The organism is Pandoraea sp. LA3 (assembly GCF_022696215.1).
Classification (GTDB): domain Bacteria; phylum Pseudomonadota; class Gammaproteobacteria; order Burkholderiales; family Burkholderiaceae; genus Pandoraea; species Pandoraea capi.
Genome location: NZ_PTPY01000015.1, coordinates 66,023 through 79,449 on the forward strand (window position 1 = coordinate 66,023; position 13,427 = coordinate 79,449).

Sequence of the window (13,427 nt, forward strand, 5' to 3'; positions counted from 1 at the left end):
CAGGCCGGGGCGTCGACGGCAGATGTCCTGCTCGATGGCGGGGCAACAGTTTGTTACACGACACTGCCGTCATTCCGAGAACTCCCGACGCGACGCGGGTATCCAAACCCGCAACACTCGTCACTCGAAAGAGGAAGTCCACAATGAAGAAGTTCTGGCTCATTCCCGTCATGGCTTTCATGACGTACACCGCCGCCGGCTCGGCGATGGCACAGGCTCAGGCCCCCGATGCGCTCGTCAAGCAGACCGTCACCGAAGTGATGGCTGCCGCCAAGAGCGACCCGAACATCCAGAAGGGCGATCTGAACAGCATCACGCGTCTGGTCGAGCAGAAGATCCTGCCGCACGCGGACTTCACGCGCACCACCCAACTGGCTACCGGCCCGGCATGGCGTCAGGCGACCCCGCAACAACGTGAGCTGCTTACGGCGCAGTTCAAGACGTTGCTGCTGCGCACGTACGCCGGCGCCATTGCGCAGATTCGCGATCAGCAGGTCGACTACAAGCCGTTCCGTGGTCAGCCGAGCGATACCGATGCCGTGGTGTACACCAGCGTCATCAACAACGGTCAGCCGATCGAACTCGATTACCGTCTGTACAAGACGCAAACCGGCGAATGGAAGCTGTACGACCTGAACGTGCTCGGCGCCTGGCTGATCCAGACGTACAAGACGCAGTTCAGCGAGAAGATCAACCAGTCGGGCATCGACGGGCTGATTCAGTTCCTGACCCAGCGTAACCAACAACTCGCAGGTGGCAAGTAAGTCCATGCTCGCGTTGCAGACCGACCTGACTCACGATACTGCCGGCGACGTCCTCGCGCAGGCCATCGATCGCATCGACGCGGGCGAGACCCAGGTCGACTGCGCCGGGCTCACGCGTTTCGACTCGTCGGCGCTGGCGGTGCTGCTGGCGTTGCGCCGTCACGCGAGTCGGCGGGGCGCGACGTTGGCGTTCACTAACTTGCCGACAGGCTTGGCCAGTCTCGCGCTGGTGTACGGTGTCGACCATCTGCTCTCGAGCTGATTCGTTTGGCCGCACTGCCGCCTGACGAAGAAGCGCCGTCTCCGAACGGCGCTTTTTTTATGGGCGTGCGCGAACTGGCGCGAACGTGTGGTGGCGCGCAGTCACCGTGAAGCACCTTGGGCGCGATCCCTGCGTTACCGGGGTTACAGCGCCGGACCCCGGGGTGTGAGCACGGCCGCCACCGGCTTCCTTTATAATCAGGGGTTTTCTGCCGATTTTTGGGCAGTGACCCCCTCCCGGGCATCGACGTTGCCATCATGGCAGCGCATGCGATCCCAAAAACAATAATGGCGTACCCGTCGATACGGGTGCGTGCAGTCCATGGCCGCCATCGAAATCCGTAACGTCAAAAAACGCTATCAGGCGTTGCAGGCGCTCAAAGGCGTCAGCTTCTCGATCGAAGAAGGCGAATTCTTCGGTCTGCTCGGGCCCAACGGCGCGGGCAAGACTACGCTGATCAGCATTCTCGCGGGCCTTGCGCGCGCGGATTCGGGCAACATCAGCGTGCTCGGTCACGATGTGGTGCGCGACTACCGCAACGCCCGTCGCAAGCTCGGCGTGGTGCCGCAGGAGCTCGTCTTCGATCCCTTCTTCTCGGTGCGCGAAACGCTGCGTATTCAGTCCGGCTATTTCGGACTCAAGCGTAACGACGACTGGATCGACGAAGTGATGGCTAACCTCGATTTGACCGACAAGGCGAACGCGAACATGCGTCAGCTCTCGGGCGGCATGAAGCGACGCGTGCTGGTGGCGCAGGCGCTGGTGCATCGCCCGCCGGTGATCGTGCTCGACGAGCCGACCGCCGGCGTCGACGTCGAACTGCGTCAGACACTCTGGAAGTTCATCTCGCGCCTGAATCGCGAAGGTCACACCATCGTGCTGACCACCCACTATCTCGAAGAAGCCGAAGCGCTGTGCGACCGCATCGCCATGCTCAAGCGCGGTGAAGTCGTAGCGCTCGAACGTACCGCGTCGCTGTTGCAGCGGTTCGCCGGCACGCGCCTCGTGCTGCGCTTCAAGCAAGGCACGTTGCCTGCCGAGCTGCGTCCGTTGCTGGTCGACGGCCAGGATACGGGCGGGCATCAGTTCGCGTTGCGTCTGTCGGGCTGCGACGAAGTGGAATCCATTCTCGCCACCTGCCGTGCGGCGGGCGGTATCGTCGAGGACATCGACATTCAGAAGGCCGATCTCGAGGACGTATTCGTGCAGATCATGTCGGGCTCGCGTGCACAGGAGGTGACGGCATGATCGGCTTTCGCACGCTGTTCTACAAGGAAGTGCTGCGCTTCTGGAAGGTGAGCTTTCAGACCGTGGCCGCGCCGGTGCTCACCGCGCTGCTGTATCTCATGATCTTCGGCCACGTGCTCGAAGATCGCGTGAAGGTCTACGACCAGATCACGTACACGTCCTTCCTCGTGCCCGGGCTGGTAATGATGAGCGTGTTGCAGAACGCGTTCGCGAACAGTTCGTCGTCGCTGATCCAGTCGAAGATCACGGGCAATCTCGTGTTCGTGCTGCTGCCGCCGCTCTCGCACTGGGAGATGTTCGGTGCGTACGTGCTGGCAGCGGTCGTGCGCGGGCTGGCGGTCGGCTTCGGTGTCTTCGTGGTGACGGTGACGTTCACGCATCTCACGTTTGCCGCACCGCTGTGGATCATTAGCTTCGCCTTCCTCGGCGCGGCGATTCTCGGCACGCTGGGGCTGATCGCGGGCATCTGGGCCGAGAAGTTCGACCAGCTCGCCGCGTTTCAGAACTTCCTGATCATGCCGGCGACGTTCCTCGCGGGCGTGTTTTACTCGATTCATTCGCTGCCGCCTTTGTGGCAGGCTGTCTCGCATTTCAACCCGTTCTTCTACATGATCGACGGGTTCCGGTACGGCTTCTTCGGCGTGTCCGACGTGGCCCCGACGACGAGCCTCACCGTTGTCGGCGCGACTTTCCTGATACTCGCAACCGTGGCGCTCAATCTGCTGCGCCGCGGCTACAAACTGCGTCACTGAACTTCTCCAGGATCAGCAATGCTGCCTACCCCCGAACAAATCAAACAGTACATCGAAGCCGGTCTGGCTTGCGAGCACGTGGCCGTCGAAGGTGACGGTCAGCACTTCTTCGCGACCATCGTGAGCGCACAGTTCGAAGGCAAGCGCCTCATCGCGCGCCACCAACTCGTGTATGGCGCGCTGGGCGATCGCATGAAGGCCGAAATCCACGCGCTCTCGATGAAGACGCTCACGCCGGCGGAGTATCAGGCGCAATGAGGATTACGCAAGAAAGCGCTGGCGCCGCCGGCAACGGTGAGGTTGTCGCCGGCGAGCGAGTGGCCGCGGACCACCTGGAAATCGAGGGCGGCGAGCGGCTGGCAGGAGAGATTACGGTCTCGGGCGCCAAGAACGCGGCGCTGCCCATCCTGTGCGCGAGCCTGTTGACGGCTGAGCCGCTGGTGCTGGGCAATGTCCCGGATCTGCACGACGTGCGCACCATGCTCACGCTGCTCGCGCGCATGGGCGTGAAGGTCGAGCGCCACGGCGAGTCCGTGACGCTGGATGCTTCGCAGATCACCGAACCGGCAGCGCCGTACGATCTGGTCAAGACCATGCGGGCGTCGATCCTGGTGCTCGGCCCGCTGCTCGCCCGTTGCGGCGAAGCGCGTGTGTCGCTGCCCGGCGGTTGCGCCATCGGCGCGCGGCCCGTCGATCAGCACATCAAGGGCTTGCAGAAGATGGGCGCCGAGATCACGCTCACGCACGGCGACATCGTCGCGCGCGTGTCGCGTCTGCGCGGCGAGACGCTGGTGACCGACATGATCACCGTCACGGGCACGGAAAACCTGCTCATGGCGGCGACGCTGGCCGACGGCGTGACCGTGCTGGCCAATGCCGCGCGTGAGCCGGAAGTGACCGATCTGGCCCATCTGCTCGTGAAGATGGGCGCGAAGATCGAAGGCATCGGCACCGATCGTCTGGTGGTGACGGGTGTGGCTCGTCTGCATGGGGCGACGCACGACGTCGTGCCCGATCGTATCGAGGCGGGCACGTTCCTGTGCGCGGCCGTTGCCACGCGCGGGGATATCACGCTGCGCCGTGTGGTTCCGGGTACGCTCGACGCCGTCATCGAGAAGCTGCGGGAAACCGGCGCGAACGTAACCGGCGGTGCAGACTGGCTGCGCGTGCAGATGGATCGTCGCGCGCAGGCGGTGAGTTTCCGGACGTCCGAGTACCCGGCGTTCCCGACCGACATGCAGGCGCAGTTCATGGCGCTGAACTGTATTGCGCAAGGCGCGTCGCAGGTCGTCGAGACGATCTTCGAGAACCGCTTCATGCACGTGCAGGAATTGACGCGTCTGGGCGCGAATATCGGTATCGAAGGCAACACGGCGCGCATTTCGGGCGTCGAGCGCCTGTCCGGTGCGCATGTCATGGCCACCGACCTGCGTGCGTCCGCCAGCCTGATCGTCGCGGGGCTGACGGCCGATGGCCGCACGCTCGTCGACCGTATTCATCACCTCGATCGCGGCTATCATCGTATCGAGGCCAAGTTGTGCGCCGTGGGCGCGCGAATCCGGCGTGTCGAAGCACGCCAGGGAGAGATTGCATGAGTTCCGCCAAGTCGGCTACGTCGGCCAAGCCGCTAGCCCAACCGTTGACGCTGGCGCTCTCGAAAGGGCGTATCTTTACGGAGACGCTGCCGTTGCTGGCAGCCGCCGGCATCGAAGTCACGGAAGACCCGGAGACCTCGCGCAAGCTGATTCTGCCGACGACCGATCCGAATCTGCGCGTCATCATCGTACGGGCGACGGACGTGCCGACGTACGTGCAGTACGGCGCGGCCGACTTCGGCGTGGCGGGCAAGGACGTGCTCATCGAGCACGGCGGCGGCGGTCTGTACCAGCCGATCGATTTGAACATTGCGCGTTGCCGCATGTCTGTGGCTGTACCGAACGGCTTCGATTATGCCAACGCGGTACGTCAGGGCGCGCGCCTGCGGGTGGCGACCAAGTACGTGCATGTGGCGCGCGAGCACTTCGCCGCCAAGGGCGTGCACGTCGACCTGATCAAGCTGTATGGCTCGATGGAGCTGGGCCCGCTCGTGGGTCTGGCCGACGCGATCGTCGATCTGGTGAGCACCGGCGGCACGCTGCGGGCCAACAATCTGGTGGAAGTGGAGGAGATCATGGACATCTCGTCCCGCCTCGTGATCAATCAGGCTGCGCTCAAGTTGAAGCGCGAGTCGTTGCAGCCTATTCTGGATGCCTTCGAGCAGGCGTCCCGGCAAACAGCATGAAACTCGACATTCGCAAACTCGATTCGACCGCCGAAGGCTTCGCGAAGCAGTTGCGCGACGTGCTCGCGTTCGAGGCGAGCGAAGACGCCGCCATCGACCGTGCGGCCGCTGAAATCCTCGCCGATGTGAAGACCCGCGGTGACGCGGCCGTCATCGAATACACCAACAAGTTCGACCGTCTGAGCGCGCCCGACATGGCGGCGCTGGAACTGCCGGCCGACGTGCTGGCCGCCGCGCTCGAGAGCCTTGAGCCGAAGCGTCGCGCAGCCCTCGAAGCTGCGGCCGCGCGCGTGCGTGCCTATCACGAGAAGCAGCGCATCGAATGCGGCAGCCATAGCTGGCAGTACACCGAGTCCGACGGCACGGTGCTGGGCCAGAAGGTCACGCCGCTCGATCGCGTGGGCATCTACGTGCCGGGCGGCAAGGCGGCGTACCCGTCTTCCGTGCTGATGAACGCCATTCCGGCGCGCGTGGCGGGCGTCAAGGAAATCGTCATGGTCGTGCCCACGCCGGATGGCGTGCAGAACCCGCTGGTGCTCGCCGCGGCGCACATCGCCGGGGTGGACCGCGTGTTTACCATTGGTGGCGCGCAGGCGGTCGGCGCGCTGGCGTACGGCACCGAGACGGTGCCGGCGGTGGACAAGATCGTCGGCCCGGGCAATGCCTTCGTGGCCGCGGCCAAGCGTCGTGTGTTCGGTACCGTCGGTATCGACATGATCGCCGGTCCGTCGGAAATTCTCGTGATCTGCGACGGCTCGACGGACCCCGACTGGGTCGCGATGGACCTGTTCTCGCAAGCCGAGCACGACGAACTCGCGCAGTCGATCCTGCTGTGCCCCGACGCCGATTACATCGCCCGCGTGTACGCCTCGCTGGAGCGTCAGATCGACGACATGCCGCGTCGCGACGTGATCGCCGCATCGCTGCAAGGCCGTGGCGCGCTCGTGAAGGTGCGCGATATGGCGGAAGCCTGCGAGATCGCCAACGTGATCGCGCCCGAGCACCTCGAAATCTCCGCCGAGACGCCGCAGCAGTGGGGCGACAAGATCCGCCACGCCGGTGCGATCTTCCTCGGCAAGTTCACGAGCGAAAGCCTGGGCGACTACTGTGCCGGTCCGAACCACGTGCTGCCGACGTCGCGCACTGCGCGTTTCTCGTCGCCGCTGGGCGTGTACGACTTCATCAAGCGTTCGAGCCTCATCGAAGTGAGCGAGGGCGGTGCCCGCATGCTCGGCGAGATCGCGGCCGAACTGGCGTACGGCGAAGGCCTGCAAGCGCACGCGCGCAGCGCCGAATACCGTCTGCATCACGAGTCCTGACATGCGCGACGACGCCCTGCGGCCCGCGTATTGTCAAACGACGCCGGCCACGGCCCGGCGTCGGACCCGCGCAAACGCCTCCCTTTCCCTGTTGTTGTTGCCGCTGCCAGCCCGCTTGATGCGGGCTGCGCTGCACGCTGTCGTGTCTATCGTTGGCCTGTTCGGCTTCGGGCTGGCTGCCAGCACGGCCGCGCATGCGGCCGGTAATTACTGTCAGCACGCCACGTTCGAGGGCGCCTCCGTCGAGAAGATGACGGTGTGCGTGCGACGTCAGGCGTTCGATAACGACGTCTACGTGCTACGTCTGGACGGCAAGACCGCGCTGCGCGGCACCGACGACGAGGTCGCGCACGGCGTGTTCGGCCGTGTGGGCAACCGCCTCGTCGCCATGCGTTGCGAAGCCGAGGAGTCTCGGACCCGGGTGAGCCCAGCCGTGGCGCAGGCGTTGTCGTGGCAGACCGGTGTGCGCGTGCAGCGTATTACCGATGCGCTCGGCAGCGTTGAGACCGGTCGACGCTGTACCGTCAAGATCGACGGTGCGGACGCCGGGTTGCTCACGTTCGCGTTCAACTGACACTCATCTTCGGCCAACGTCATTCCTTCACACTCATCGCCATGTCCGTCAGCCAAGTGATCCGCCCCGATGTGCTCGCCATGAGCACGTACCCCGTGCCCGATGCCAGCGGCTTCCTCAAGCTCGACGCCATGGAGAATCCTTACGGCCTGCCCGACGCGCTGCGCGCCGCGCTGGGGCAGCGGCTGGCCGACGTGGCGCTCAACCGCTACCCGGCACCGCGCCCGCAGGCGTTGCTGGAGAAGCTCGCCCGCATGATGCGCGTGCCGGCCGGGGCGAAGCTGCTGTTGGGCAATGGCTCGGACGAAATCATCAGCATGATCGCCATGGCGACGGCGCGTCCGGGCGCGGCGATCATCGCGCCGATGCCGGGGTTCGTGATGTACGAGATGTCGTCGCGCTTTGCGGGCATCGAGTTCGTCGGCGTGCCGCTGCGTCCCGATTTTTCGCTCGATATGCCAGCGATGCTGGGTGCGATCGCGGCGCACCCGGGCGCGGTGGTGTATCTGGCGTATCCGAACAACCCGACGGGCAACCTGTTCGCCGACGCGGATATCGAGACGCTGGTGCGTGCCGCCGGCAATGGGCTCGTGGTGATCGACGAGGCGTACCAGCCGTTTGCCGGCAAGACGTGGATGCCGCGCGTGATGGAGTTCCCGAACCTGCTGGTCATGCGCACCGTCTCGAAGCTCGGGCTGGCGGGCATCCGTCTGGGCTATGTCGCCGGTAGCGCCGAGTGGCTGGACCAGCTCGACAAGGTGCGTCCGCCCTATAACGTCAACGTGTTGACGCAGGCGTGCGCCGAATTCATGCTCGATCATCTCGACGTGCTCGACGCCCAGGCGGCCGAATTGCGCGCTGAGCGCGCGCGGCTGGCGGCTGCCGTGGCGGCGCTGCCGGGGGTGACGGTGTTCCCCAGCGACGCCAATTTCCTGCTGGTGCGTGTGCCGGAAGCCGACAAAACCCACGCTGGCCTGCTCGCGCACAAGGTGTTGATCAAAAACGTGGGTAAAATGCACGTATTGCTGGCCAATTGCCTCAGATTGACGGTCGGCACCCCCACGGAGAATGCAGCCATGGTCAACGCCCTGGCGGCATCGCTCTAACAAGCTATACGACGAGAACTCACCATCATGCGCATTGCGGAAGTCGTTCGCGATACCAGCGAAACGCAAATACGCGTCAAGATCGACCTGGACGGCACCGGCCGTAAGACCCTCGATACCGGCGTGCCGTTTCTGGACCACATGCTCGACCAGATCGCGCGCCACGGCCTCATCGATATGGATATCGAGGCCAAGGGCGATACCTACATCGACGACCACCATACGGTGGAAGACGTCGGTATCACGCTGGGCATGGCAGTTGCCAAGGCCATCGGCGACAAGAAGGGTATCGTGCGCTACGGCCATAGCTACGTGCCGCTCGACGAAGCGCTCTCGCGCGTGGTGATCGACTTCTCGGGTCGTCCGGGCCTCGAATTCCATGTGCCTTTCACGCGTGCTCGCGTGGGCAACTTCGACGTCGACCTGCTCATCGAATTTTTCCGCGGCTTCGTGAATCACGCGGGCGTTACGCTCCATATCGACAACCTGCGCGGCATCAACGCCCATCACCAGTGCGAAACGGTGTTCAAGGCGTTCGGTCGCGCGCTGCGCATGGCGGTCGAGATCGATCCGCGTGCGGCGGGTGTCGTGCCGTCCACGAAGGGTAGCCTCTGAAGGTTGCGAAAGGTCTGTGAGCGGTTCGTGATGCCAGCCTGAGCGGCGTCACGCGCCGGATAGCCCGCCGGACGAAAGCCCGGTGCCCCTGCGAAGATTCATCGACCGGCCGGACGCCGGTGATCGTGCCCCATGCGCTCCGGATCGTCCGGTGGCCTCCTATGACGCTCGACGCCTTCAAGTTCTTCATCTCGCTGCTGGCGCTGATCAACCCGCTTGGGGCGATCCCGCTGTTCATCAGCCTGACGTCCGCGCAGACGCGCGAAGAGAAGCGCCATACGATCAAGGTCGCGGCGATTGCCGTGGCGCTGGTGGTCGCGGGGTCGGGCCTGTTCGGTGAGACGATCATCCGCTTCTTCGGCATTTCGATTGCGTCGCTGGAAGTCGGCGGCGGGGTCATCATGTTGCTCATGGCGGTGAACATGATCAACGCGCAGACGGGCAACACCCGGGCGACGGCGGAAGAGCGTCATGAAGCGGAGGAGCGGCCGAACATCGCCGTGGTGCCGCTCGCGATCCCGCTGCTGACCGGTCCGGGCACGATCAGTACCGTGATCATCTACTCGGGACGCGCGCACGGCTGGGCGCAGATTCTGGCGCTCATGGCGATCGGCGTGGGTGTCGGGGCGGTGTGCTGGGTGGCGTTGCGCAGTGCGAGCCGGATCGAAGGCTGGCTCGGGCGCACGGGCATCAACATCGGCACGCGTCTGATGGGGTTGATCCTCTCGGCGCTGGCCGTGGAATTCATTATCGATGGTTTGAAAATACTGCTGCCGGGTTTGAGATGAATAAGATTGCGATTGTCGACTACGGAATGGGCAACCTGCGCTCGGTCTATCAGGCGCTGCGGGCCGCAGCCCCCGAGGCCGACGTGAGCATCAGCAGCGACGCCGCCGAGATTCGCGCCGCCGACCGCGTGGTGCTGCCGGGTCAGGGCGCGATGCGCGACTGCATGGGCTGCCTGAACGAATCGGGGCTGCGCGAGGCGGTTGTCGAAGCCGCCGCCACCAAGCCGATGTTCGGCGTGTGCGTGGGCGAGCAGATGCTGTTCGACATGTCGGACGAGGGCAACACGCCCGCGCTCGGCCTGCTGCCGGGGCGCGTGGTGCGTTTCGAGCTCGAAGGTCAGGTGCAGGACGACGGCTCGCGCTTCAAGGTGCCGCAGATGGGCTGGAACCGCGTGCGCCAGACGCAGGGCGGTCACCCGATCTGGGCCGGCGTGCCCGACGACAGCTACTTCTACTTCGTGCACAGCTACTACGTTGTGCCCGCCAAGCCTGAACTGACGGCCGGCGAGACGGTCTACGGAGTGCCCTTTACCTGTGCTGTGGCCCAAGATAATATCTTCGCCACTCAGTTTCACCCGGAAAAGAGCGCCCAGGCCGGCCTTGCGCTTTATCGCAATTTTGCGCAGTGGAAGCCCTGATGAAATCCCGTGCGGTATGGTGGCTCCCGGTTTCCTCCCAGAGCGTGCTCTCCATCACGGCTTATACTGTGTCATGTTGATGAACCCGATCCCGATGCGCCGTTGTCCGGCAAGACCGGGGTCGGTTTTGTGTTGTCCGCGTACTTCGCGAATCCCTTTTACTTCCCACTAGCGACGTTTCACGATTGCCTATGCTGCTCATCCCGGCCATCGACCTTAAAGACGGTCAATGTGTTCGCCTCAAACAAGGCGACATGGATCAAGCCACCGTATTCTCGGAGGACCCCGCCGCCATGGCCCGACATTGGGTCGATCAGGGCGCGCGCCGTCTCCATCTGGTGGACTTGAACGGCGCATTTGCTGGCAAGCCGCGTAACGAAGCGGCCATCCGCGCCATCATTCAGGAAGTGGGCGCCGACATCCCAGTGCAACTGGGCGGCGGCATTCGTGACCTGGGTACCATCGAGCGCTACCTCGACGACGGTCTGTCGTACGTCATCATCGGTACGGCGGCGGTGAAGAACCCGGGCTTCCTGCGCGATGCGTGCAGCGCGTTCGGCGGCCACATCATCGTCGGCCTCGACGCCAAGGACGGCAAGGTCGCCACCGACGGCTGGAGCAAGCTCACCGGCCACGAAGTCGTGGATCTGGCGCGCAAGTTCGAGGATTACGGCGTCGAGTCGATCATCTACACCGACATTGGCCGCGACGGCATGCTCCAGGGCATCAACATCGACGCGACCGTGCGCCTCGCGCAGGCCGTGACGGTGCCGGTGATCGCCAGCGGCGGCCTGTCGAATCTGGGCGATATCGATGCCCTGTGCAAGGTCGAAAGTGAAGGCGTCGAAGGCGTCATCTGCGGCCGTGCCATCTACTCGGGCGACCTGAATTTCTCGTCGGCGCAAACGCGTGCAGACGAGCTTTCCGAAGGAGCGGCATAAGCGGGACGACGGCTAGCGCCGTCTCGCTTGCCAACATCATGGCTCTCGCTAAACGCATCATCCCGTGTCTGGACGTGACGGCCGGCCGCGTGGTCAAGGGCGTCAACTTCGTCGAACTTCGCGACGCGGGCGACCCCGTCGAGATCGCTCGCCGTTACGACGAGCAGGGCGCCGACGAACTGACGTTCCTCGACATCACCGCGACCTCCGACGGACGCGACCTCATCTTGCCGATCATCGAAGCGGTGGCCGCGCAGGTCTTCATCCCGCTGACGGTGGGCGGCGGCGTGCGCGAAGTGGCGGACGTGCGACGTCTGCTCAACGCGGGCGCCGACAAGGTCAGCATGAACTCGTCGGCGGTGGCGAACCCGCAACTGGTGGCCGACGCGGCTGCCAAGTACGGCTCGCAATGCATTGTCGTGGCGATCGACGCCAAGCGTGTCTCGGCCGACGGCGAAGCGCCGCGCTGGGAAGTCTTCACGCACGGCGGGCGCAAGAACACGGGCCTCGACGCCGTGGCCTGGGCGAAGCAGATCGAGGCGCTGGGCGCCGGTGAGATCCTGCTCACGAGCATGGATCGCGACGGCACCAAGAGCGGCTTCGACCTGGCGCTCACGCGCGCGGTGTCCGATGCCGTGAGCATTCCCGTGATCGCCTCGGGCGGCGTGGGGTCGCTGGCCGATCTGGCCAACGGGGTGACCGAAGGCCATGCGGACGCCGTGCTCGCAGCGAGCATCTTCCACTATGGTGAGCACACGGTCGGCGAAGCGAAGCGCTTCATGGCCGACAAGGGCATTTCGGTACGCCTCTGAACGGAAATCGACGCATCATGACCCAGGATTGGCTGAACAAGGTAAGTTGGGACGCGCAGGGCCTCGTGCCCGTGATCGCGCAGGAAGTCGGCAGCAACGACGTGTTGATGTTCGCCTGGATGAACCGGGAAGCGCTGGCGCGCACGGTGGAACTTGGCGAAGCCGTCTATTACTCGCGCTCGCGCAAGCGTCTGTGGCATAAGGGCGAAGAGTCGGGCCACGTGCAGAAGGTGCACGAGATCCGTCTCGATTGCGATGAAGACGTGGTGCTGCTCAAGGTGACGCAGAACGACGGGATCGCGTGCCATACCGGCCGTCATTCCTGCTTCTTCCAGAAGTTCGAGGGCAACGTCGAGGAAGGTCAGTGGACCACCGTCGAGCCGGTGCTCAAGGACCCCAGCAAGATCTACGACAAGTGAGCGCCATGAACGATACGCTCGAACGTGTTGCCGAAGTGATCGCCTCGCGCCGCGGCGGCGATCCTGACAAGTCGTATGTTGCCCGTCTGTTTCAAAAGGGCGACGACGCCATTTGCAAGAAGATCGGCGAAGAAGCCACGGAAGTCGTGCTCGCGGCCAAGGACATCCGCATTGGCGGGGCCGACGATCTGCGTCAGAAGCTGGTCAACGAGACGGCCGATCTGTGGTTTCACTGCATGGTGCTGCTCGCGCATCACGACCTGAGTCCGAACGAAGTGCTCGCCGAGCTGGCGCGCCGCGAAGGATTGTCGGGACTTGTCGAGAAAGCACAACGCGGTACGCGCGGCGAACACGCGGACTGATTCTGCGGTTTCGCCGGCGACATTTTCATCTGTCCGACACTGCTGCCCCCGACCGTTTTGTGACGTCGGGGCGCGCAGGCTCTCAGTAGGAGGCGCTTCATGAACGATCCGCATAGCCCCGGCTCGTCCGGCTCCCCCGGCAGCCCGGACCATCCCTATACCCCCTATACCACTCAACCGCCCAATATCGTGAATGCGCCTACCGAGGAGCAGGAGCGTGCGATGCGCAAGCTCACGCACGTGCTCTACGCGCTCTATGCCTTGTTCTGGCTCACGGGCGGCGTGACGGCCATCGTGGCCATCATCATCAACTACATCAAACGCGACGACGCGGTCGGTACGCTTTACGCTTCCCACTTCACCTGGCAGATCCGCACCTTCTGGTGGTCGGTGGTCTGGGGCGTGATCGGTTTCGCGCTGGCGTTCGTGCTTGTCGGCTTTGCGATTCTCTGGGCGTTGCTCATCTGGACGCTGTACCGGATCGTCAAGGGCTGGCTCTATCTGAACGACGGCAAACCCATGTATGTGAAGCGCGTCTGACGACAG

18 protein-coding genes are annotated in these 13,427 nt (G+C 64.2%); all 18 read left to right on the forward strand.

Annotation, left to right across the window (positions count from 1 at the left end):
• The first annotated feature begins 143 nt into the window (after positions 1 to 143).
• The 18 genes from C5N93_RS01535 to C5N93_RS01620 all read left to right on the forward strand — a co-directional run bounded on the left by C5N93_RS01535 (position 144) and on the right by C5N93_RS01620 (position 13,421).
• A complete protein-coding gene (locus C5N93_RS01535) occupies positions 144 to 764 on the forward strand; it encodes an ABC transporter substrate-binding protein (RefSeq protein WP_242558018.1) in 621 nt (206 codons plus the stop codon).
• A 4-nt stretch (positions 765 to 768) separates the two neighbouring features.
• Entirely contained in the window at positions 769 to 1,026 is a 258-nt protein-coding gene (locus C5N93_RS01540) for an STAS domain-containing protein (protein ID WP_069342326.1), read from the forward strand.
• Positions 1,027 to 1,347: 321 nt separating this feature from the next.
• Complete coding sequence (locus C5N93_RS01545) at positions 1,348 to 2,274, forward strand: ABC transporter ATP-binding protein (RefSeq protein ID WP_069342325.1); 927 nt, start codon at positions 1,348 to 1,350, stop codon at positions 2,272 to 2,274.
• Positions 2,271 to 3,026 carry an ABC transporter permease gene (locus C5N93_RS01550; protein WP_139133194.1) on the forward strand — a complete coding sequence of 252 codons (756 nt, stop codon included), beginning with the start codon at positions 2,271 to 2,273 and terminating at the stop codon, positions 3,024 to 3,026. Before C5N93_RS01545 ends, C5N93_RS01550 begins: the two co-directional genes overlap by 4 nt.
• Positions 3,027 to 3,044: 18 nt before the next feature.
• Complete coding sequence (locus tag C5N93_RS01555) at positions 3,045 to 3,284, forward strand: BolA family protein (RefSeq protein WP_044457291.1); 240 nt, start codon at positions 3,045 to 3,047, stop codon at positions 3,282 to 3,284.
• Positions 3,281 to 4,621, forward strand: a complete 1,341-nt coding sequence (gene murA / locus C5N93_RS01560) for a UDP-N-acetylglucosamine 1-carboxyvinyltransferase (protein WP_242558019.1) — start codon at positions 3,281 to 3,283, stop codon at positions 4,619 to 4,621. The genes C5N93_RS01555 and murA overlap by 4 nt, the downstream gene beginning before the upstream one ends.
• A complete protein-coding gene (gene hisG, locus C5N93_RS01565) occupies positions 4,618 to 5,307 on the forward strand; it encodes an ATP phosphoribosyltransferase (protein ID WP_044457289.1) in 690 nt (229 codons plus the stop codon). Before murA ends, hisG begins: the two co-directional genes overlap by 4 nt.
• Positions 5,304 to 6,626 carry a histidinol dehydrogenase gene (gene hisD, locus C5N93_RS01570; RefSeq protein ID WP_242558020.1) on the forward strand — a complete coding sequence of 441 codons (1,323 nt, stop codon included), beginning with the start codon at positions 5,304 to 5,306 and terminating at the stop codon, positions 6,624 to 6,626. Before hisG ends, hisD begins: the two co-directional genes overlap by 4 nt.
• A gap of 142 nt (positions 6,627 to 6,768) precedes the next feature.
• On the forward strand, positions 6,769 to 7,200 hold the full coding sequence (locus C5N93_RS01575; protein WP_242558021.1) for a hypothetical protein: 432 nt from the start codon (positions 6,769 to 6,771) through the stop codon (positions 7,198 to 7,200).
• Between the two features lie 41 nt (positions 7,201 to 7,241).
• A complete protein-coding gene (gene hisC / locus C5N93_RS01580; protein ID WP_242558022.1) occupies positions 7,242 to 8,306 on the forward strand; it encodes a histidinol-phosphate transaminase in 1,065 nt (354 codons plus the stop codon).
• A 27-nt stretch (positions 8,307 to 8,333) separates the two neighbouring features.
• Positions 8,334 to 8,921, forward strand: coding sequence for an imidazoleglycerol-phosphate dehydratase HisB (gene hisB, locus C5N93_RS01585; protein WP_047906164.1), 588 nt, complete (start codon positions 8,334 to 8,336; stop codon positions 8,919 to 8,921).
• A gap of 161 nt (positions 8,922 to 9,082) precedes the next feature.
• A complete protein-coding gene (locus C5N93_RS01590) occupies positions 9,083 to 9,709 on the forward strand; it encodes a MarC family protein (protein ID WP_150722440.1) in 627 nt (208 codons plus the stop codon).
• Positions 9,706 to 10,347: an imidazole glycerol phosphate synthase subunit HisH gene (gene hisH / locus C5N93_RS01595; RefSeq protein ID WP_242558023.1), complete on the forward strand. Its 642-nt coding sequence runs from the start codon at positions 9,706 to 9,708 to the stop codon at positions 10,345 to 10,347. The genes C5N93_RS01590 and hisH overlap by 4 nt, the downstream gene beginning before the upstream one ends.
• A 191-nt stretch (positions 10,348 to 10,538) precedes the next feature.
• A complete protein-coding gene (gene hisA, locus C5N93_RS01600) occupies positions 10,539 to 11,288 on the forward strand; it encodes a 1-(5-phosphoribosyl)-5-[(5-phosphoribosylamino)methylideneamino]imidazole-4-carboxamide isomerase (protein ID WP_069342318.1) in 750 nt (249 codons plus the stop codon).
• Positions 11,289 to 11,326: 38 nt separating this feature from the next.
• Positions 11,327 to 12,100 (forward strand): imidazole glycerol phosphate synthase subunit HisF, encoded by a 774-nt coding sequence (hisF, locus tag C5N93_RS01605; RefSeq protein WP_039393600.1) that lies wholly within the window; start codon positions 11,327 to 11,329, stop codon positions 12,098 to 12,100.
• Positions 12,101 to 12,117: 17 nt separating this feature from the next.
• A complete protein-coding gene (gene hisI, locus C5N93_RS01610) occupies positions 12,118 to 12,519 on the forward strand; it encodes a phosphoribosyl-AMP cyclohydrolase (protein ID WP_069342316.1) in 402 nt (133 codons plus the stop codon).
• A gap of 5 nt (positions 12,520 to 12,524) precedes the next feature.
• Positions 12,525 to 12,881, forward strand: a complete 357-nt coding sequence (locus C5N93_RS01615; RefSeq protein WP_242558024.1) for a phosphoribosyl-ATP diphosphatase — start codon at positions 12,525 to 12,527, stop codon at positions 12,879 to 12,881.
• A gap of 222 nt (positions 12,882 to 13,103) precedes the next feature.
• A complete protein-coding gene (locus C5N93_RS01620) occupies positions 13,104 to 13,421 on the forward strand; it encodes a hypothetical protein (protein WP_069342314.1) in 318 nt (105 codons plus the stop codon).
• The last annotated feature ends 6 nt before the right edge of the window (positions 13,422 to 13,427 follow it).